At 68.9% G+C, this 17,565-nt stretch carries 16 protein-coding genes, 1 tRNA gene and 1 riboswitch; of the genes, 12 read left to right on the top strand and 5 right to left on the bottom strand.

Annotation, left to right across the window (positions count from 1 at the left end; genetic code table 11):
- The first annotated feature begins 51 nt into the window (after positions 1 to 51).
- From F6X38_RS12940 to F6X38_RS12905, 8 genes are all read left to right on the top strand, one after another.
- Positions 52 to 1,236, top strand: a complete 1,185-nt coding sequence (locus F6X38_RS12940; RefSeq protein ID WP_150970249.1) for an acetyl-CoA C-acetyltransferase — start codon at positions 52 to 54, stop codon at positions 1,234 to 1,236.
- A gap of 70 nt (positions 1,237 to 1,306) precedes the next feature.
- Positions 1,307 to 2,032, top strand: a complete 726-nt coding sequence (gene phbB, locus F6X38_RS12935; protein ID WP_150970248.1) for an acetoacetyl-CoA reductase — start codon at positions 1,307 to 1,309, stop codon at positions 2,030 to 2,032.
- A gap of 92 nt (positions 2,033 to 2,124) precedes the next feature.
- Positions 2,125 to 2,466 (top strand): SMR family transporter, encoded by a 342-nt coding sequence (locus F6X38_RS12930; RefSeq protein ID WP_150970247.1) that lies wholly within the window; start codon positions 2,125 to 2,127, stop codon positions 2,464 to 2,466.
- Positions 2,467 to 2,527: 61 nt separating this feature from the next.
- Entirely contained in the window at positions 2,528 to 5,851 is a 3,324-nt protein-coding gene (locus F6X38_RS12925; RefSeq protein WP_150970246.1) for a helicase-related protein, read from the top strand.
- 9 nt (positions 5,852 to 5,860) lie between these two features.
- Positions 5,861 to 6,181 carry an RNA-binding S4 domain-containing protein gene (locus F6X38_RS12920; RefSeq protein ID WP_150970245.1) on the top strand — a complete coding sequence of 107 codons (321 nt, stop codon included), beginning with the start codon at positions 5,861 to 5,863 and terminating at the stop codon, positions 6,179 to 6,181.
- 220 nt (positions 6,182 to 6,401) lie between these two features.
- Entirely contained in the window at positions 6,402 to 6,743 is a 342-nt protein-coding gene (gene fdxA, locus F6X38_RS12915; RefSeq protein ID WP_150970244.1) for a ferredoxin FdxA, read from the top strand.
- 492 nt (positions 6,744 to 7,235) lie between these two features.
- Entirely contained in the window at positions 7,236 to 7,826 is a 591-nt protein-coding gene (locus F6X38_RS12910) for a CarD family transcriptional regulator (RefSeq protein ID WP_150970243.1), read from the top strand.
- A 308-nt stretch (positions 7,827 to 8,134) separates the two neighbouring features.
- Positions 8,135 to 9,001: an RNA polymerase factor sigma-32 gene (locus tag F6X38_RS12905; RefSeq protein WP_150970242.1), complete on the top strand. Its 867-nt coding sequence runs from the start codon at positions 8,135 to 8,137 to the stop codon at positions 8,999 to 9,001.
- Positions 9,002 to 9,100: 99 nt separating this feature from the next.
- Here F6X38_RS12905 and F6X38_RS12900 read toward each other — a convergent pair whose 3' ends face one another.
- From F6X38_RS12900 to thiB, 4 genes are all read right to left on the bottom strand, one after another.
- Complete coding sequence (locus F6X38_RS12900; protein WP_425482861.1) at positions 9,101 to 10,636, bottom strand: M48 family metalloprotease; 1,536 nt, start codon at positions 10,634 to 10,636, stop codon at positions 9,101 to 9,103.
- Between the two features lie 233 nt (positions 10,637 to 10,869).
- Entirely contained in the window at positions 10,870 to 11,601 is a 732-nt protein-coding gene (locus F6X38_RS12895) for a thiamine ABC transporter ATP-binding protein (protein WP_150970241.1), read from the bottom strand.
- Complete coding sequence (gene thiP / locus F6X38_RS12890; protein WP_150970240.1) at positions 11,591 to 13,246, bottom strand: thiamine/thiamine pyrophosphate ABC transporter permease; 1,656 nt, start codon at positions 13,244 to 13,246, stop codon at positions 11,591 to 11,593. The genes F6X38_RS12895 and thiP overlap by 11 nt, the downstream gene beginning before the upstream one ends.
- Complete coding sequence (thiB, locus tag F6X38_RS12885; protein WP_246191330.1) at positions 13,222 to 14,244, bottom strand: thiamine ABC transporter substrate binding subunit; 1,023 nt, start codon at positions 14,242 to 14,244, stop codon at positions 13,222 to 13,224. Before thiB ends, thiP begins: the two co-directional genes overlap by 25 nt.
- A gap of 78 nt (positions 14,245 to 14,322) precedes the next feature.
- A riboswitch (TPP riboswitch) is annotated at positions 14,323 to 14,426 on the bottom strand.
- Between the two features lie 94 nt (positions 14,427 to 14,520).
- On the opposite strand from thiB, the gene F6X38_RS12880 reads away from it, so the two are divergent.
- The 3 genes from F6X38_RS12880 to F6X38_RS12870 all read left to right on the top strand — a co-directional run bounded on the left by F6X38_RS12880 (position 14,521) and on the right by F6X38_RS12870 (position 16,078).
- Positions 14,521 to 15,168, top strand: coding sequence for a thiamine diphosphokinase (locus tag F6X38_RS12880; protein ID WP_150970238.1), 648 nt, complete (start codon positions 14,521 to 14,523; stop codon positions 15,166 to 15,168).
- A 142-nt stretch (positions 15,169 to 15,310) separates the two neighbouring features.
- Positions 15,311 to 15,387 (top strand) — tRNA-Arg (locus tag F6X38_RS12875).
- Positions 15,388 to 15,583: 196 nt separating this feature from the next.
- Complete coding sequence (locus tag F6X38_RS12870) at positions 15,584 to 16,078, top strand: hypothetical protein (RefSeq protein WP_150970237.1); 495 nt, start codon at positions 15,584 to 15,586, stop codon at positions 16,076 to 16,078.
- On the opposite strand, the gene F6X38_RS24120 is transcribed toward F6X38_RS12870, so the two are convergent.
- Positions 16,059 to 16,181 (bottom strand): hypothetical protein, encoded by a 123-nt coding sequence (locus F6X38_RS24120; protein WP_281353066.1) that lies wholly within the window; start codon positions 16,179 to 16,181, stop codon positions 16,059 to 16,061. The genes F6X38_RS12870 and F6X38_RS24120 overlap by 20 nt on opposite strands.
- Positions 16,182 to 16,295: 114 nt before the next feature.
- On the opposite strand from F6X38_RS24120, the gene F6X38_RS12865 reads away from it, so the two are divergent.
- Entirely contained in the window at positions 16,296 to 17,318 is a 1,023-nt protein-coding gene (locus tag F6X38_RS12865) for a hypothetical protein (RefSeq protein ID WP_150970236.1), read from the top strand.
- Positions 17,319 to 17,565 lie beyond the last annotated feature (247 nt).

Raw genomic sequence — 17,565 nt, 5'->3', positions numbered from 1 at the left:
TGGAGCATACGGGAGCCGCTGCGGCGCGAGACGGTCGAAGGAGCCGATTCCATGTCGAATGCCCAATCCGTGGTGATCGTCGGCGCGGCCCGCACCCCCGTCGGCGCGTTCAACGGCGCCTTTGCCGACGTGCCCGCCCACCAGCTCGGCGCGGCGGCGATCCGGGAGGCCCTCGCGAGAGCCGGCGTCGGGGCGGACGAGGTCGACGAGGTGATCCTCGGCCAGGTGCTGCAGGCGGGCGAAGGGCAGAACCCGGCCCGGCAGGCGGCGATGGCGGCGGGCGTGCCGAAGGAGAAGACGGCCTGGAGCCTCAACCAGCTCTGCGGCTCCGGCCTCAGGGCGGTGGCGCTTGGGCTGCAGCAGATCGCCACCGGCGACGCGGCGGTCGTCGTCGCGGGCGGGCAGGAGTCGATGTCGATGGCCCCGCACGCGGCGCACCTTCGGGCCGGCGCGAAGATGGGCGACCTGAAGATGGTCGACACCATGCTGCGCGACGGGCTGATCGACGCCTTCCAGGGCTACCACATGGGCATCACCGCCGAGAACGTCGCGCGGCAGTGGCAGATCACGCGCGATCAGCAGGACGAGTTCGCCGTCCGCTCGCAGAACAAGGCGGAAGCCGCGCGGCGGGAAGGGCGGTTCCGCGACGAGATCGTCGCCTTCACCGTCAAGGGCCGCAAGGGCGACACGGTGGTGGACGCCGACGAATACATCAAGGACGGCACGACGCTCGACAAGGTCGCGAGGCTCCGGCCCGCCTTCGACAAGGAAGGCAGCGTGACGGCGGCGAACGCCTCCGGCATCAACGACGGCGCGGCGGCCGTGGTGCTGATGACGGAGGAGGAAGCCGGGCGGCGGGGCCTCGCGCCCCTCGCGCGGATCGCCTCCTGGGCAACGGTCGGCGTCGATCCGGCGGTGATGGGCACCGGTCCGATCCCGGCGACGCGCCGCGCCCTGGAGAAGGCCGGCTGGCGGATCGAGGACCTCGACCTCGCGGAGGCCAACGAGGCCTTCGCGGCGCAGGCCTGCGCGGTGAACAAGGACCTCGGCTGGAATCCGGACATCGTCAACGTCAACGGCGGCGCGATCGCCATCGGCCACCCGATCGGAGCATCGGGCGCGCGCTGCCTCAACACGCTCCTGTTCGAGATGAAGCGCCGGGGCGCGAACAAGGGTCTCGCCACGCTCTGCATCGGCGGCGGCATGGGCGTCGCGATGTGCGTCGAGCGGCTATAGTAGCGGAAAGGTCGTCGAGGATCCGGCAGCGGGCGCGGGAGACGCCCGGCCGATGGGAGGAGGCAAGGACATGGCACGGGTTGCGGTCGTCACGGGCGGCACGCGCGGCATCGGCGCGGCGATCGCCACGGCCCTGAAGAGCGCCGGCTACACGGTCGCCGCGAACTATGCCGGCAACGATGCGGCGGCCGAACGCTTCAGCGCCGAAACCGGCATTCCCGCGGTGAAGTGGGACGTCGGCGACTACGAGAGCTGCCGCGCCGGGCTGGAGCGGGTGGAAGGCGAGATCGGCCCGGTCGACGTCCTCGTCAACAATGCCGGCATCACCCGCGACGCGATGTTCCACAAGATGACGCCCGACCAGTGGAAGAGCGTCATGCGCACCAATCTCGACGGCCTGTTCAACATGACGCATCCGGTCTGGCCGGGGATGCGCAAGCGCCGCTTCGGTCGCGTCGTCAACATCTCCTCGATCAACGGACAGAAGGGTCAGGCGGGGCAGACGAACTATTCGGCCGCCAAGGCCGGCGACATCGGCTTCACCCGGGCGCTGGCGCAGGAGGGGGCGCGCGTCGGCATCACGGTCAACGTCGTCTGCCCGGGCTATGTCGGTACCGAGATGGTGCGCGCCATCGACGAGAAGGTGCTCGCCGAGCGGATCCTGCCTCAGATCCCGGTCGGCCGGCTCGGCGAGCCCGACGAGATCGCCCGGATCGTCGTGTTCCTCGCGTCCGACGAGGCCGGCTTCATCACCGGCTCGACGATCACCGCGAACGGCGGCCAGTATTTCGCCTGAACGGCGGGCTCCCGGCGGCTTGACCGGTCCCGCCGCCCTGCGATAGGCGCCGCGCAAGCCCCGACCATCGGCCTTCGCCCCGGGAATCCGTCATGAGTGCCGCTCTCACCTACGGCGTCCTCGCCGTCGCGATCGTCTGCGAGGTCGTCGGGACGATGTTCCTGCAGCAGTCGCGGGAGTTCACCCGCCTGGTGCCGAGCCTCCTGACGCTGCTGTTCTATGCCGCCGCCTTCTATTTCCTGGCGATCTCGCTGCGCACCATTCCGGTCGGCGTCGCCTACGCGATCTGGAGCGGCGTCGGCATCGTCCTCGTTTCCGCCTTCGGCGCTTTGTTCCTCGGGCAGGTGCTGGATCTGGCGGCCGTGGTCGGGCTGTCGCTGATCGTCGCCGGCGTCCTCGTGGTGAACCTCCTGTCGAAAACGGTTCCCCACTGACGGAAACGGCCGGGCCGCCCGCCTTTTCTTTTCGCCCACGCCGGCCCATCTTCGCCCCGAGATGAATTTCCACCCGAGCCCCCGCGCGACGACGCGCTTCGACGGCACGAACGTCACCGCCGTTCTCGGACCCACCAATACCGGCAAGACCTTCTACGCCATCGAGCGCATGGTGGCGCATTCGTCGGGGGTGATCGGCCTGCCGCTGAGGCTCCTCGCGCGCGAGGTTTATGCCAGGGTCTGCGAGCGGGTCGGCGAGAACCAGGTGGCGCTCGTCACCGGCGAGGAGAAGATCCGCCCGCCGAAGGCGAGGTTCCACGTCTGCACCGTCGAGGCGATGCCGCAGCGCACCGACGCCGCCTTCGTCGCGATCGACGAGGTGCAGCTCGCCGCCGATCTCGAGCGCGGCCATGTCTTCACCGACCGCATCCTCCACCTGCGCGGCCGCGAGGAAACGCTGCTGCTCGGGGCCGGTACGATGCGCGGCACGTTGGAGAAGCTGCTGCCCGGCGCGCAGTTCGTCGGCCGGCCGCGCATGTCGCAGCTCCTCTATGCCGGCTCGAAGAAGGCGACGCGGCTGCCGCGCCGCTCGGCCGTTGTGGCCTTCTCGGCCGACGAGGTCTACGCCATCGCCGAGCTGATGCGCCGCCAGCGCGGCGGCGCGGCGGTGGTGCTCGGCGCGCTCTCCCCTCGCACGCGCAACGCCCAGGTCGAGCTCTATCAGTCCGGCGAGGTCGACTTCCTGATCGCCACCGACGCGATCGGCATGGGCCTCAACCTCGACCTCGACCACGTCGCCTTCGCGCAGGACTGGAAGTTCGACGGCTTCCAGTACCGCCAGCTCACCGTCTCCGAGCTCGGCCAGATCGCGGGTCGCGCCGGGCGGCACCTGCGCGACGGCACCTTCGGCGTGACGGGCCAGGTCGACCCGTTCCCGCCGGAGATCGTCGAGGCGCTGGAAGCGCACAACTTTCCGGCCGTGCGCAACCTGCAATGGCGCTCGGCCGCTCACGACTTCTCGTCCGTCCGCGCGCTTCGCGACAGCCTGGAGGTGTCGCCGCCGGTGCCGGAACTGACCCGCGCACTGCCTTCCGTCGACCAGCGGGCGCTGGAGAACGTCTCGCGCGACCCGGCCGTGGCGGAGCGCGCCGTCGGCGACGCGCGGGTGGCGCTGCTTTGGGAGGCCTGCAAGCTTCCCGACTACCGGCGCATCGCGCCGGCCCAGCACGCCGAGATCATCGCCACCGTCTACCGCGACCTCGTCGAGCATGGCTCGGTCGCCGAGGACTACATGGCTGCGGAAGTGCAGCGCGCCGACCGGACCGAAGGCGACATCGATACCTTGTCGCGTCGGATCGCCGAAATCCGGACCTGGACATACATTTCGCACCGCCCGGACTGGCTGGCCGATCCGACACACTGGCAACAAAAGACGCGCGCGATCGAGGACCGGCTTTCCGACGCCTTGCACGAGCGGTTGACGAAACGCTTCGTTGACCGCAGGACAAGCGTCCTGATGAAACGGCTGCGGGAGAAGGCCTTCATGGAAGCTGAAGTCGGCAGCGACGGCAAGGTCTCGGTGGAAGGCCACCATGTCGGCGAGCTGCAGGGTTTCCGCTTCTCGGCCGATGTCGGCGCCGAAGGGCCCGACGCGAAGGCCGTGCGCGCGGCGGCCCAGAGCGCCCTGTCGCCCGAATTCGAGCGGCGATCCGAGCGGTTCTCCAACGCGCCGAACGGCGACCTGGCGCTCGGGTCGGACGGGCTCTTGCGCTGGCTCGGCGCGCCGGTGGCCTCGCTCACCGCCGGCGAGTCGGCGCTCAAGCCCCGCCTCGTGCTCCTCGCCGACGAGCAGCTCGCCGGTCCCGCGCGCGACAAGGTGCAGGCGCGGGCCGAGCGCTACGTCACTTTCCAGATCTCGACGCTGCTGAAGCCGCTTGCCGACCTCGCCGGCGCGGAGGAGCTGACCGGCACCGCGCGTGGGCTCGCCTATCGGCTGGTCGAGAATTTCGGCCTCCTCCAGCGCCGCGAGATTTCCGACGAGGTGCGCTCGCTCGACCAGGAGGCGCGCGCGGCGCTGCGCCGCCACGGCGTGCGCTTCGGCGCCTACCACATCTTCGTGCCGGCGCTGGTGAAGCCCGCGCCCGCCAACCTCCTGACGCTGCTCTGGGGCATCGCGAAGGACGGGCGCGACAAGCCCGGCTTCGGCGACGTTACCGGTCTCCTCGCGACGGGCCGCACGTCCGCCGTCGCGGATACGAGCTACGATCCGGTGTTCTATGCGCTCGCCGGCTACCGCATCCTCGGCCGGCGCGCGGTGCGCGTCGACATCCTGGAGCGGCTCGCCGACCTGATCCGCCCGGCGCTGTCCTGGAAGCCCGGCACCGCCAAGCGCCCGGACGGCGCGCTCGACGGCGCGCAGTTCGTCGCGACCCCGGCGATGATGTCGATCCTCGGTGCGACAGCCGACGACATGGAGGAGATCCTGCGCGGCCTCGGCTACCGCTCGCGCCCGATGGAAGCCGACGCGGTGACGCAAACCCTGGCGCGGCTCGACCGGGAAGCGACGGAAGCCGCGGCCCGCGCCGCCGCCGAGCAGGCTGCGGCCGCCGCCTCCGCGACGGAAGCGCCGGCCGCCGCGGAGCCGCCGGCGGACGATGGCGAAGTGGCGACGGCGACCGACGAGCCGGGCGTTTCGGCCTCCGACGATGTGGAAGCGGTGCCGGCCGACGAGGTCGAAACCGAAACGCCGGCAGCCGTTTCCGAGCCGGAGCCGGAGGCTGCCGACGCCGCGCCGGAACCGGCGGAAGCCTCGGCTCCCGAAGAAACGCCGGTGGAAGCCACCGAAGCCCCCGCCGCCGAAGCCGGGCCGGAAGGCGCGCCGGCCGAGCCGGAGACGGCGCCGGAAGCGGAGTCCGTCGCAGCCGCAGCGCCCGAAGCCGCCGATGCTTCCGCCGCTGCCGCGCCGGAGCCGCCGAAGCTGATCCAGGTCTGGCGGCCGGGCGGGCGGCACGACAACCGCCGCGAAGGCGGCGCGCCGCGGCACGGGCGCGGCAACAACCGCGCCGCGGGGAACGAGAACCGTCGCGGCCGTCAGGGCGAAGCGGCGGCTGGCGGCGGCGTCGGCGAGAACCGGCCCCCGCGCGGCGACCGGCCGTTCGGCAGCAAGCGCCCGCACTTCGACAAGACCGAGGGCGAGGGCAAGCGCTTCGGGCAGGGCGGCGGCGAGCGGAACCGCGGCCGGCCGGAAGGCGGCGAGCGCAAGGGCGGCGGCGGTCAAGGCGAGGGCCGCCGCTTCGACAAGCCGCAAGCGGCGCCCAAGCGCATCGATCCGGATTCACCCTTCGCCAAGCTCGCCGCGCTCCGCGACAAGCTCGGCGGCAAGTAGCGGCGGCGGATGGCCGGCGAAGCGCAGCGCATCGACAAGTGGCTGTTCTTCGCGCGGCTGGTGAAGTCGCGCTCGCTGGCGCAGAAGCTCGTCCTCGCCGGCGCGGTTCGCGTCAACCGCGAGAAGATCGACAACCCGGCCCGCACCGTCCGCCTCGGCGACGTCCTCACCGTCGCGGTGGCGCGCGACGTGCGCGTCCTGCGCATCCTCGCTTCCGGCACGCGGCGCGGCCCGGCACCCGAAGCGCGCCTGCTCTACGAGGATCTCGGCCGCCCGCCCGACGCCGCGCCGCCGGTGCCGGACGAGGGCGACCCGGCACGAACGCCCTGAGGGGCCGAAGGGCGGCATCGTGCCGCGCGTCCCGAGGAAAGCCGTTCCGCTTCCGGGCGTTCCGGCAGCCGGCTTTGCCCTTGCGGGCGGCGGGCGCAGCCGCTACGTCCCCCGCAGCGACGTCCCTGCGTTTCCGGCACGGTTGGGGGACGCAACAGACGAGAAGAGGCGCCGCCCGACATCCGGCAAACGGGCCGCGCGGCGCCGCCCCGAGGATCGCATGACCTACGTCGTCACCGACAACTGCATCAAGTGCAAGTATATGGACTGCGTCGAAGTCTGTCCGGTGGACTGCTTCTACGAAGGCGACAACATGCTCGTCATCCATCCGGACGAGTGCATCGACTGCGGCGTCTGCGAGCCGGAATGCCCGGCCGAGGCGATCAAGCCGGACACCGAGCCGGCGCTCGACAAATGGCTGAAGCTGAACGCCGAGTACGCGCCGCAATGGCCGAACATCACCATCAAGCGTGATGCGCCGGCCGATGCGGAGGAGCACGACGGCGAGCCGGAGAAGTTCGAGAAGTATTTCTCCGCCGACCCGGGCCAGGGCGACGGCTGAGCCACCGCCCGCGAGAACCGCGCGCGATGCGGGCGGCCGCGGTGATTCGCGGCGACGACGGTCGGCGCGGAGGCGCCGTTAAGCCTAACGAATAATTAAGGTTTTACCCGAAGGCCTTGCACCGCAAGCCTTTCGCCGCGCGATCCGCCCCGGCGGCGTGGCGCATGGAGCGTCGGCAGGCGGTGTCAACGCGCGAAAACTTGAATTTCGCGCTGCGATAAGGTATTATTCCTGCAACAGTCGAGCGAAAAGCCTGCGCCGCAGGTTTCCCCGCCCGTCGAGCCTTCCGAAGGGCGATCTTCCTTTACCGCGCTTGCTCTCGCGTCCAGTCGTGCGCGGGGTTCCGGCTGTCGGCTGGTCGCATCCCTAGACAAGGATCAAACTGTTCCCCCGCCGAAGGGCGGGGCGCCTCGCAAATCGGCGGTGCGAAGCACCGTCACCCGTGTCTAACGGCTGTCGCGGCCGGGCACAACAGGGAGTTTGGGCAGCGTAATGACCACGATTCAGAAGAAGCCGCAGCGTCCGTCCTTCAAGACCGGCGAGAGCATCGTGTATCCGGCGCACGGCGTCGGGCAGATCGTCGCCATCGAGGAACAGGTCGTCGCGGGCATGAAGCTCGAACTCTTCGTGATCGATTTCGAGAAGGACAAGATGCGGCTGAAGGTGCCGGTGGCGAAGGCCGAGAGCGTCGGCATGCGCAAGCTGTCGGAGACCGATTTCGTCGAGCGGGCGCTGAAGGTCGTGCAGGGTCGTGCGCGCGTCAAGAAGACGATGTGGAGCCGCCGCGCCCAAGAATACGACGCCAAGATCAATTCGGGCGACCTGATCCAGATCGCCGAGGTGGTGCGCGACCTCTACCGCGCCGAGTCGCAGCCCGAGCAGTCCTACTCCGAGCGCCAGCTCTACGAGGCCGCGCTCGGCCGCATGGCGCGCGAGCTCGCCGCCGTGCAGGAAGTGTCCGAAACGGAAGCCGTCCGCCTGATCGAGGTCAACCTGAACAAGGGACCGCGCCGCGGCGTGAAGCCGGGCGACGAGGCCAACGACGAGGGCGATGCGGCCGACGCGGAAGTGCAGGCCGCCTGAACGCCCCTGCCATTTGCCTTTATGGTCGGCCGCGCGACGAGCGCGGCCGATTTTTTTTGAGACTTTGCACGGCGTTCCGGGGTCCGAGGGCCGCGGCCGGAAACCGCCTCGATCCGTTAACCTTTTGAAGCTGCGGAACGAAACCGCCGACTCGCCGTTGCGTAGGTGGCTCGTCTTCCGATCTTCGAAAGTTTCACCCTCCGGGAACGTTTGCAGTCCCCCCGCGTTGGAGTCTGACCGACGCGTGGGGGCCGTTCGGCGTTTGCGCGAGGAGGCCGTGAGGCTTTCCCACGAGCACGAGGTGAGCGATGAGATCCCAATCCGCACGGCGCACCATGATCCGGGCCGCGATGGCGGCGCCCTACCTTGAGCGCGAGGAGGAGTACGAACTCGCGGTTCAGTGGAAGGAGAAGAAGGATCAGGCGGCGCTGCATAAGATCACTTCGGCCCATATGCGGCTGGTGATCTCGATGGCCGCGAAGTTCCGCCACTTCGGGCTGCCGATGAACGACCTCATCCAGGAAGGGCATGTTGGCCTTCTGGAAGCCGCCGCCCGCTTCGAGCCGGAGCGCGAGGTGCGCTTCTCGACCTATGCCACCTGGTGGATCCGCGCCTCGATCCAGGACTACATCCTGCGCAACTGGTCGATCGTGCGCGGCGGCACGTCTTCGGCCCAGAAGGCGCTGTTCTTCAACCTCCGGCGGCTGCGCGCCCGGCTGAGCCAAGGCTCGGAGGGACTGTCTTCCACCGCCATGTACCGCGAGATCGCGACGGCGCTGAAGGTGTCCGAGGGTGACGTCGCCCTGATGGACTCGCGGCTGTCCGGTCCCGACTCCTCCTTGAACGCCCCGCTGTTGGAGGACGATTCCGGCAGCGCCGACCGGCAGGACTTCCTCGTCGCCAACGACCCGCTGCCGGACGAGATGGTCTCGACCTCGATCGACGACGAGCGCCGCGTCACCTGGCTGAACACCGCGCTCGACGTTCTCAGCGACCGCGAGTTGAAGATCATCCGCGAGCGCCGCCTGCAGGACGAGGGCGAGACGCTGGAAGCGCTCGGCACCAAGCTCGGCATCTCGAAGGAACGCGTGCGCCAGATCGAGACGCGGGCGCTGGAGAAGCTGCGCGCCGCGCTGCTGACCGCGATCCCGGACCGCGCCGCTTTCGTCAGCTAAGACCTCGCGTCACCTGAACCAGCGGCGGTCCCGACGGGCCGCCGTTTTCGTTTGCAAGGCCCGTCGCTGCGGGACCGGCGCTTTTCCGACCGCCGCCGCCTATTCCGCGACGATCTTGTAGCGGGTGCCGGTGGAAACGCCGTCGTTCGCGCCGATGTCGTTCAGCAGGCGGAACATCTCTTCCTTGCGGTCGATGCCGACGATGCGGCGCGACAGCGAGGCGACCGTGTCGCCGCCCTTGGCGGTGACGATCCGGATCCTCAGCGGCTTCAGCGAGGCCTTCTCCTCCGGCGTCAGCAGGCGGAACGAGCCGGCGACCGTCTGCGCCATGCGCTGGATGTCGCCGCTGGCGGATGTCGGCATCGCCGTCAGGAAGCGGTAGACTTCGCCGCCGATGCGGATCACCGTCACGTCGAAGACGTATTCGCCGCCGGCCGCCCGCGCCGAGACGGCTTCGAGCTCGCCGATCCGCTCCAGCTTGATGCTCACCGGATCGAGCCCGCCGATCCAGCCGCTGGTGATGTAGTCGCGAAGCGGCGTCGTCTGCGGCAGCGCCACGCCGTCGAAGCGGATCGCCGTGTCGCCCGGCCCCGTCGCCAGCACCGCTTCCGCCGTGTTGTCGATGACGAAGCCTTCCGGCACGCGGAAGGTGATGCCGAGGCCGGGATGGAAGAAGTCGTGGCCGCGCACGTAGCCTTCTACCGCCGAGTCGCCGAACAGCATGCCCTCGATACCGGTGAGATAACGGTCGCGGTCGGTCGCGCCCGTGCCCGGCGCGCCGAACTGGCGGGCATGGTTCTCGGCCAGTTCGATCCGCTGCGGGGTGCTCGGATGCGAGGCGAGAAAGTCGAGGTTCGGGTTCTCGGCCTGCGAGGCGTTGCGGAAGTGCGAATAGGCGTCCATCGCCCGGAGGAAACGCGCCGCCGCGAAGGCGTCGTAGCCGGCGCGGCCGATCTGCCGGATGCCGAGCGCGTCCGCCTGGAGTTCCTGGTTGCGCGAGAAGGAGGCGAGGCTGAGCCGGCCGCGGGCCAGCGCGGCGCGCCCGGCCGAATCGCTGTCCAGCACCTCCGAGACGACGCGGCCGGCAAGTTCCGCCGCCTGCTCGCGGCGCTGGCGCTCGATGCCGTGATTGGCGGTGACGTGTCCCATCTCGTGCGCGATCACCGCCGCGACCTCGGCGGAGTCGTTGGCGAGGGCGAGGAGGCCGCGCGTCACGTAGACGTAGCCGCCCGGCAGCGCGAAGGCGTTGACGTTCGGCGAGTTGAGGACCGTGATGCGGTAGACGCGGTTCGGATCGTCCGTCACCGTCGCGAGCCGGCCGACGATCGCCGCCAGCGTCTGTTCGAGCTCGGGATCGTTGTAGGCGCCGCCATAGGCCGCGAGGATCTTCGGATGCTGCGAGATGCCGATGGTCGACTGCGGGTCGCCCTTCTGGGCGCCCTCGAAGGTGACCGGATCGCGCGAGGGGCCCGGCATGTAGGCCGTCTTCGTCTTCGCGGCTTCCGCGTCCGCCGCTTCCTGCAGGCCGGACTCGATCGAGGTGCAGGCCGCGAGCATGCCGAGGAGCCCGACCGCCAGGAGCGTGCGCAGCGTCCGGGCCGCCGGAATGTCCGTCCGGCCGGGGCAGTCGGACATGGAATGCGTCGCGAGCATGCGAGGCGTCGTTCCCTCTCGGATCCGCCCGTCCGGGCGGACCCTGACGGCTTTTCGACCCTTTCGCCTAGCGCAGGTCCGAGGGAGCGGTGAAGGACGCGAAGGACACAGCCGCCGCCAAATCCCACTCTCTCGTTCGCGTTCGGTTCCGCTGGGTCGGGAGTCCCGCGTAAGCCGGGATTTCGCCCGAAATGCGTCCGGCGGATGACTCTCCCTTACCGTCCGAGATACTCGGCGACCGGCCCGTCCCGCATCGCCAGCAACGTCTCGGTGGCCCCGAGCGCCGCGACTCGCCCGTCCGCGACGAAGGCGGTGCGGGCGGCGCGGCCCCGCGCGTCTTCCGGGTGGTGCGTCACCATCAGGATCGCCGGCGGCGCGCCGCGCGCGCCGTCCCGCAAGCCGGCCAGCAGGTCGAGCATCTCGCGGCGGAGCGCCGGCCCCAGCGCCGCGAAGGGCTCGTCGAGAAGGAGCAGCGGCCGGTCGCGCAGGGCGGCGCGGGCGAGGGCGACGCGCTGGCGCTCGCCGCCGGACATCGCCGCCGGCCGCCGGCGCTCGAAGCCGCCGAGCCCGACCCGCTCCAGCGCCTCGCCGACCCGCCGGCGCTGCGCGGCGTCGAGCTTCAGGTCCGGCGCGATCCCGAGCGCGACGTTCGCGAAGACGTCGAGATGCGGGAAGAGGTTGTTGTCCTGGAAGACGCAGGTGAGCGGCCGTGCCGCCGGGGGCGCCCGCGTCACGTCGCGCCCCGCGATCAGCACCCGGCCGCCGTCGGCGCCAAGGAACCCGGCCGCGAGGTCGAGCATGGTCGATTTGCCGGCGCCGCTCGGGCCGATCACCGCCAGCCACTCGCCCGGGGCCACGGCAAGATCGAACAGCATCCGGTCCGCGCCGTAGCGGTGCGCGACGGCGTCGAGGACGAGGGCCGGCGGAGGCGCATCGTCAGTCGGCATCCGTGTCGCTCCCTCGCCGCCGCGCGAAAAGCCCTTCCGCGCCGAGCACCAGCAGGAGGCTCAAGGCCCCGAGAATCAGCGCCAGCCCCGCCGCGTCCGAGGTGCGATAGCTGCCCATGCGCTGCAGGAGCAGGAAAGGCAGTGTGGTGAAATCCTGATCGCCGAACAGCGCGGCGACGCCGAGATCGCCGAGCGACAGCGCGAGCGCGAGCGCGAAGGCGAGACCGAGCGGGCGGCCGAGCGCCGGCAGCTCGACATGCCGGAAGCGCGTCCAGCCGCGCAGGGCGAGGTGGGCGGCGAGCCGCTCGTGGCGCTGGAGCGCCTCCCGCAAGGGAGGCCCAAGAATGCGGAGAGTGAAGGGCAGGGTCATCACGGCATTGGTCGCGACGACGAGGATCGGCCCGAAGGCGAAGGCGTCGGTCCAGCCCCGCAGCGCGAGGAACCAGCCGGCGCCGATCACCAGCGGCGGCACCACGAGGACGAGCTGGCCGGAAGCGGCGAGGAGCAGCGCGCCGCCGCGCCGGCCCCGCCGCGAAACCGCCTCCTCGCCAAGAAGAAGCGCCAGGGCGACGAGGAGGCCAAGGACGGCGGCGGCGAACGCGACGAGGGAGCTGGTGAGGATCGCCCTTAGGACGCCGGCTTCGCCGAGAAGACGGCCGAGATCGGCGCGAAGACCGCGGACGAGGATCGCCGCGAAGGGCGAAGCCACGAAGCCGAGCCCGAAGGTGAGGACCACGGTGTCGAACGCGTGCGCTCCCGCGCCGCGGCGGTCGAAGCGTCGGACCGGCCGGCCGAGCGCGAAGCCGGCGTCGATCCGCCCGCCGAGCCGCGCCGCCGCGCCGGCGAAGACAGCGGCGAGAAGAACCTGCGCCAGCGACAGCGCCACGGCGCGGTTCGGGTCGAAGTCGGCGCGCAGCGACTGGTAGATCTCGACCTCCAGCGTCGTCGCGCCGGGACCGCCGCCGAGCACGAGGACGAGCGTGAAGCTGGTGACGCAGACCGCGAAGGCGAGGCTGAGCGCCCCCGGCAGCGCCTGCCGCGCCGCCGGCCATTCGACCAGCCGGAACACCGCGCCCGGCGGCATCCCGAGCTGGCCCGCCAGCCGCCAGCTCTCGGCCGGCACCGCGTCGAGGCTCGCGAAGATCATCCGCGTCGCCAGCGGCAGGTTGAAGAAGACGTGGGCGAGGAGGATGCCGGAAAGGCCGTAGATGTCGAGGCGCGGCAGGCCGAGGGCGGCGAGCGCCTCCGACACGATCCCGCCGCGCCCCCAGACGGCGAGGATGCCGAGCGCCCCGACGAGCACGGGGAGCGCCTGCGGCAGGAGGAACAGCCGCAGCACCGCCCGCCGGCCGAAGAAGCGCGTCCGGTGCAGGGCGAGCGCCAGCGGCAGCGCGCCCGCGACCGAAAGGAGCGCGGACAGCGCCGCCTGTTCCAGCGTGAAGACGGCGACGCCGCGAAGGTAAGGGTCGCCGAGGAGCGCCGCGAAGCGCGACGTCTCCCCCGCGCCGCTCGCGAGGAGCGCGGCGAAGGCGGTGCCGAGGAAGAGCCAGAGCAGCGCCGCCGCCCCGAGCCCGAGCCCGAGCTTCCAGCCGCGATCCGGATCGGGAAACGCGTGCGCGCTCAGCGGCCGATCGCCCGCAGCCACTCGTCGGTCCAGGCGCGGCGGTTCGCCTCCACCGCGGCCGCGTCGACCGCGAGCGGCTTCGATGGCTGCACCAGCTTGCCGAAGGCGGCCGGCAGCGGCGTCGCCGGCTCCGTCACCGGATAGGCCCAGTTGGTGGTCGGCAGGATGCCCTGCGCTTCCGGCGAGACGAGGAAGCGCAGGAAAGCCTCCGCCAGCTCCGGATGTTTCGAGCCGGCGAGCCGGCCGGCGAGCTCGACCTGCAGGTAGTGTCCCTCGCTGAAGGCCGCCGCCTTGTAGCGCTCTGTCTTCTCCTCGATCTCGTGATAGGCGGGCGAGGTCGTGTAGCTCAGCACCATCGGCACCTCGCCGCTGGTGAACAGGCCGTAGGCCTCGCTCCAGCCGGGCGTGACGGTGAGGATGCGCTTCGACAGCGTCCGCCACTTCTCGGGCGCCTTGTCGCCGTAGACCGCCTTCATCCAGAGCAGGAAGCCGAGGCCGGGCGTCGAGTTGCGCGGATCCTCGATCGCGATCTTCTCTTCCGGGTCGCCGTTGACGAGGTCGTCGAGACTCTTCGGCGGGTTCTTCACGCTCTCGCTGTCGTAGACGAAGGCCAAGTAGCTGTAGTCGAACGGCACGAAGGTGTCGTCGCTCCAGCCGCCCGGCACCTTCAGCGTTGCGAGGTCGACGCCGCTCGGAGCGAAGAAGCCGGTCCGCTTCATTTCCGGCACGAGCTCGGCCGTCATGCCGAGGGCGACGTCGGCCTTGGTGGCAGCGCCTTCCAGCTTCAGGCGGTTGAGGATCGCGACGCCGTCGCCGAGACCCACCCACTGGAGATCGCAGCCGCAGGTCGTCTCGAACGCCGCCTCGATCTTCGGCCCCGGACCCCAGTCGGGCAGGAAGCTCTCATAGGTGTAGACGGTGAGCACCGGCTTCCCGGCATCCTGCGCGAGGGCGGGAAGGGCTCCTGCCGCCGCGAGGCCAGCGGCCGCGACGAGGAGGGAGGCGAGACGAGGACGCAACGAAGGCACCTTTCGCGAAGAGGCAGGGCTCGTCCCGGCCAAGGGCCGGAAAGCCGCCGCAGGTTCGCGCGTCGCGCATCGCGGGCCGCCCTCCATCCCTCCGCCGGTCCGAACCGGATCAGGTTCATCGGGTTGGCGACGCCGCCTCTCAGCCTTCCAGGAAGGCACCCCGTGTGAGCGAAGCGGACGCTAGGCGAGAGCGGCGCTGGGCGCAAGCCCATGAAGGTTCCGGCTGCCGCTGCTTTTCCTTGCGCGCGCCCCTAATCTTGGCCGGGCATGACCGATCGCTTCGCCATCCTCCTCGCCGGCTCCATCGACCCGACCCCGGCCTTGCGCGCGGCCGTCGCCGGCTGTCGCTCGATCGCCGCCGACCGCGGCATGGCGCATGCCGAACCTTTAAACCTCGTGCCAGAACTCTGGATCGGCGACTTCGACTCGGCCCCGCCGGACCTTCTCGAACGGCACGCCGATGTTTCACGTGAAACATTTCCGGCCGCCAAGGATCGGACCGACGGCGAACTCGCCATCGAGGCGGCGATCCGGCGCGGGGCACGCCGGCTCCTGCTCGTCGGCGCGCTCGGCGGCCCGCGCACCGACCATGCCTTCGCGCATCTGGTGCTGGCGCTGCGCTATGCTGCGGCGGGCTTCGAGATCGAACTGTTCGACGGCCGCGAGCGCGCCGTGCCGCTACTTCCCGGCGAAAACCGGATTGCCGCCGAGCCGGGCGCGGCCTTCTCGATCCTGAAATTCGACGACCTCGAAGGCCTGTCGATCGACGGGGCCCGGTGGCCGCTGCGGGACGTCGACCTGCCGTTCGATTCGATCCTGACGCAATCCAACGAGGCGGCGGGCGACGAGATCGTCGTCCGCCTCCGAGCCGGGCGGGCCGTCCTCCTCGTGCAGACCGCGCCGGAGCGGATTTGAGGCATGTCGCCGTGCGAACTCGCGCATCCGGCCTACCGGCATCCGAATCTCAAGGGATCGGCAGCTTCGACAAGTCCGCCGGGCGACCCCGGAAACGGACCGCTTGGCGGACCGGCCGGCATGGTCTACTGATCGGACCGGCGGTCCCGTAGCTCAGCAGGATAGAGCATCAGATTCCTAATCTGAGGGTCGCGCGTTCGAATCGCGCCGGGATCACCATAAAAATCAATGATCTACGGCGAACGGTAGGGCGACGGATGGGGCCTGTGGTCCCGCTGTGGTCCCGAAATCGTCTGCCGACAAAAGTTGAACGGCCTGCCGTCCGTCCGTCGCAGCGACGCACGCTATGGATTCCGGATCCGAACTCTGGCTGTTTTGCGAAAGGTCGCGCTAGAGTTGCCGCGTGGGAGGTCCGATGCTTCGATCGTTGCTGTTGCCGTTTCTGATCGGCCTTTCTGTCTCGACCGCTGGCGCAGCGGATCCGACGTTCAGAAAGAACCTGACGATCGACGCGGTCGACGATGCGTTTCAGGACGTCGCCGAGAAACTCGATCTTCCAGACTTCTGGATTCGAAAGGAGGAATGTAGGGCGGCTGTGAAGGCGGTTTGCAATTACACCCTCGAAGGCAAGTTGGCACTCACCGCAGTCGCTGACGCACCGCAGGGGCCGGCTGAGAGCTTGACGCTCATCTTCGGGAGCGGCAGCGAGCCTATGAGCATGCTGGCGTCGATCGGCCTCTTAGTGGATGTCACCCAGCCTGGTTTGACGCCAAACGGACGCAGCCGTGTCGTCAAAGCATTGCTGGACGATCTTGCCGACACTACCAAGGTCGAGACGACCACCAAAAAGGTGCGCTACAAGCGCAACAATAGCGAAATCGGCCTTTTCGTTACAGCCGAACCGCGTTGACCTTCGCCCAGACCGCCGCGCCGTATGCCGGCGCGTCCCGGCCGACGCGCATCGACCAGTGCGCGAAGAGGATCGCGGATCGGCTGATCGCGGGGGCGCTCATGCCCCCGACGTCAGAGGGGCGCTCCCCTAACCGCGCCATGAAAGTATCAGGACAGAGGGTTGGCAAACCGGCTAAGAGCGTTGAAGCTCTAGGTGGTCTCTGCGCGAGTCGGCCATGTTCAAGCGAAAAACTGTCTTCATCGTGGGTGCTGGAGGAAGCAAGGAAGTCCATTTTCCCGTCGGCGGCGAGCTTAAATATACCATCGCTGGCAAGGTCAATTTTAGTTTCGCCGATGGCTTCAACCTGTCTTCTGGCGACCGGAAAATTTACAGCGCCATTCGGAGCCGAGAACAGGCCGGAATACGGGATTTTAACCCGTGGTGGACGGCTGGGCGAATGATCTCAGCCGCGATGCCGCAGGCCAGTTCTATCGACAATTTTCTGCACACGCATTCGAAAAAGCCTGAGATCGTGGAGGTGGGGAAGCTCGCGATCGCAGCGTCTATCCTTGAGGCGGAAAAGAGTTCACCCCTTTACATCGATACTCGGCGACGTGCCGATTTGGATTTCCAGGGGTTACCTACTACCTGGCATACCATCTTCGTTGAGATGCTGGCGGAATATGCCGATGCGGACAACCTCGACGCAATCTTTGACAACGTAAGCTTTATCACATTCAACTACGATCGATGCATTGAGCATTACGTTGCAGAAGCCCTGCGCAACTATTTTCTAATCCACCAAGAGCAGGCTTATGAACTCGCGTCGAAGATGCGCATCTTTCATCCCTATGGGCAGGTCGGGCGACTTCCGTGGCCAAGAAACGCGGATGGCATCCCATTCGGGGTCGATCTTCACCCCCCGCACCTTCTGAATTTGGCCACGCAGATCCGCACTTTCACGGAGCGGATTGAAGACCACGCTATGCTTGAAGCGATGAAGGATACATTGGCTGAAGCCGAACTCGTCGTATGCATAGGGTTCGCCTATGCTCCGATGAACCTTGACCTCCTCTCTCTTATGGGAAGCGAACGCAGTGTCGGTCGCGTCCTTGGATCGTGTTTGGGAATGTCCTCCCCAAATCAGCTGGCCGCGGCTGACGCAGTTCGGCTGGCATTCAGGACAAGCAATGTCCAACTGGTCCATCTGAGCGGCCTTCAATTGCTGGCAGATTACCGAGCTGACATCATGGGCTGACAGGTCAGCCACCGATGAAAACGTCTGCCGAGCCGTCGGCCGCGAAGCTGCCGCAGGCGCCGAGAGCGCCGACGCGACGAGATTGCTGGCCACCAGTTCCTGCTGCACGTCAACTCCAGACGAAGCCTCGATAAGATTTCGGTGTCAGCGATTCCCTCCCCCGCCCAGCTGTTTGAGTTCCGGCGTGATCCAGCTCGCGAGCTTAAACCCCGCCTTGCTGACGACGAGGCAGACGAAGGACATCGTC

Source organism: Plantimonas leprariae (genome assembly GCF_008802405.1).
Classification (GTDB): domain Bacteria; phylum Pseudomonadota; class Alphaproteobacteria; order Rhizobiales; family Rhizobiaceae; genus Plantimonas; species Plantimonas leprariae.
Note: the sequence above shows the minus strand (reverse complement) of the source record. Positions and strands in the feature narration are given on the sequence as shown.

Excerpts from the sequence above, each read along its gene's own strand:
- F6X38_RS12940 (WP_150970249.1), top strand. The coding sequence starts at position 52 with ATGTCGAATGCCCAATCCGTGGTGATCGTCGGCGCGGCCCGCACCCCC.
- phbB (WP_150970248.1), top strand. The coding sequence starts at position 1,307 with ATGGCACGGGTTGCGGTCGTCACGGGCGGCACGCGCGGCATCGGCGCG.
- F6X38_RS12930 (WP_150970247.1), top strand. The coding sequence starts at position 2,125 with ATGAGTGCCGCTCTCACCTACGGCGTCCTCGCCGTCGCGATCGTCTGC.
- F6X38_RS12925 (WP_150970246.1), top strand. The coding sequence starts at position 2,528 with ATGAATTTCCACCCGAGCCCCCGCGCGACGACGCGCTTCGACGGCACG.
- F6X38_RS12920 (WP_150970245.1), top strand. The coding sequence starts at position 5,861 with ATGGCCGGCGAAGCGCAGCGCATCGACAAGTGGCTGTTCTTCGCGCGG.
- fdxA (WP_150970244.1), top strand. The coding sequence starts at position 6,402 with ATGACCTACGTCGTCACCGACAACTGCATCAAGTGCAAGTATATGGAC.
- F6X38_RS12910 (WP_150970243.1), top strand. The coding sequence starts at position 7,236 with ATGACCACGATTCAGAAGAAGCCGCAGCGTCCGTCCTTCAAGACCGGC.
- F6X38_RS12905 (WP_150970242.1), top strand. The coding sequence starts at position 8,135 with ATGAGATCCCAATCCGCACGGCGCACCATGATCCGGGCCGCGATGGCG.
- F6X38_RS12900 (WP_425482861.1), bottom strand. The coding sequence starts at position 10,636 with ATGTCCGACTGCCCCGGCCGGACGGACATTCCGGCGGCCCGGACGCTG.
- F6X38_RS12895 (WP_150970241.1), bottom strand. The coding sequence starts at position 11,601 with ATGCCGACTGACGATGCGCCTCCGCCGGCCCTCGTCCTCGACGCCGTC.
- F6X38_RS12880 (WP_150970238.1), top strand. The coding sequence starts at position 14,521 with ATGACCGATCGCTTCGCCATCCTCCTCGCCGGCTCCATCGACCCGACC.
- F6X38_RS12870 (WP_150970237.1), top strand. The coding sequence starts at position 15,584 with ATGCTTCGATCGTTGCTGTTGCCGTTTCTGATCGGCCTTTCTGTCTCG.
- F6X38_RS24120 (WP_281353066.1), bottom strand. The coding sequence starts at position 16,181 with ATGAGCGCCCCCGCGATCAGCCGATCCGCGATCCTCTTCGCGCACTGG.
- F6X38_RS12865 (WP_150970236.1), top strand. The coding sequence starts at position 16,296 with ATGTTCAAGCGAAAAACTGTCTTCATCGTGGGTGCTGGAGGAAGCAAG.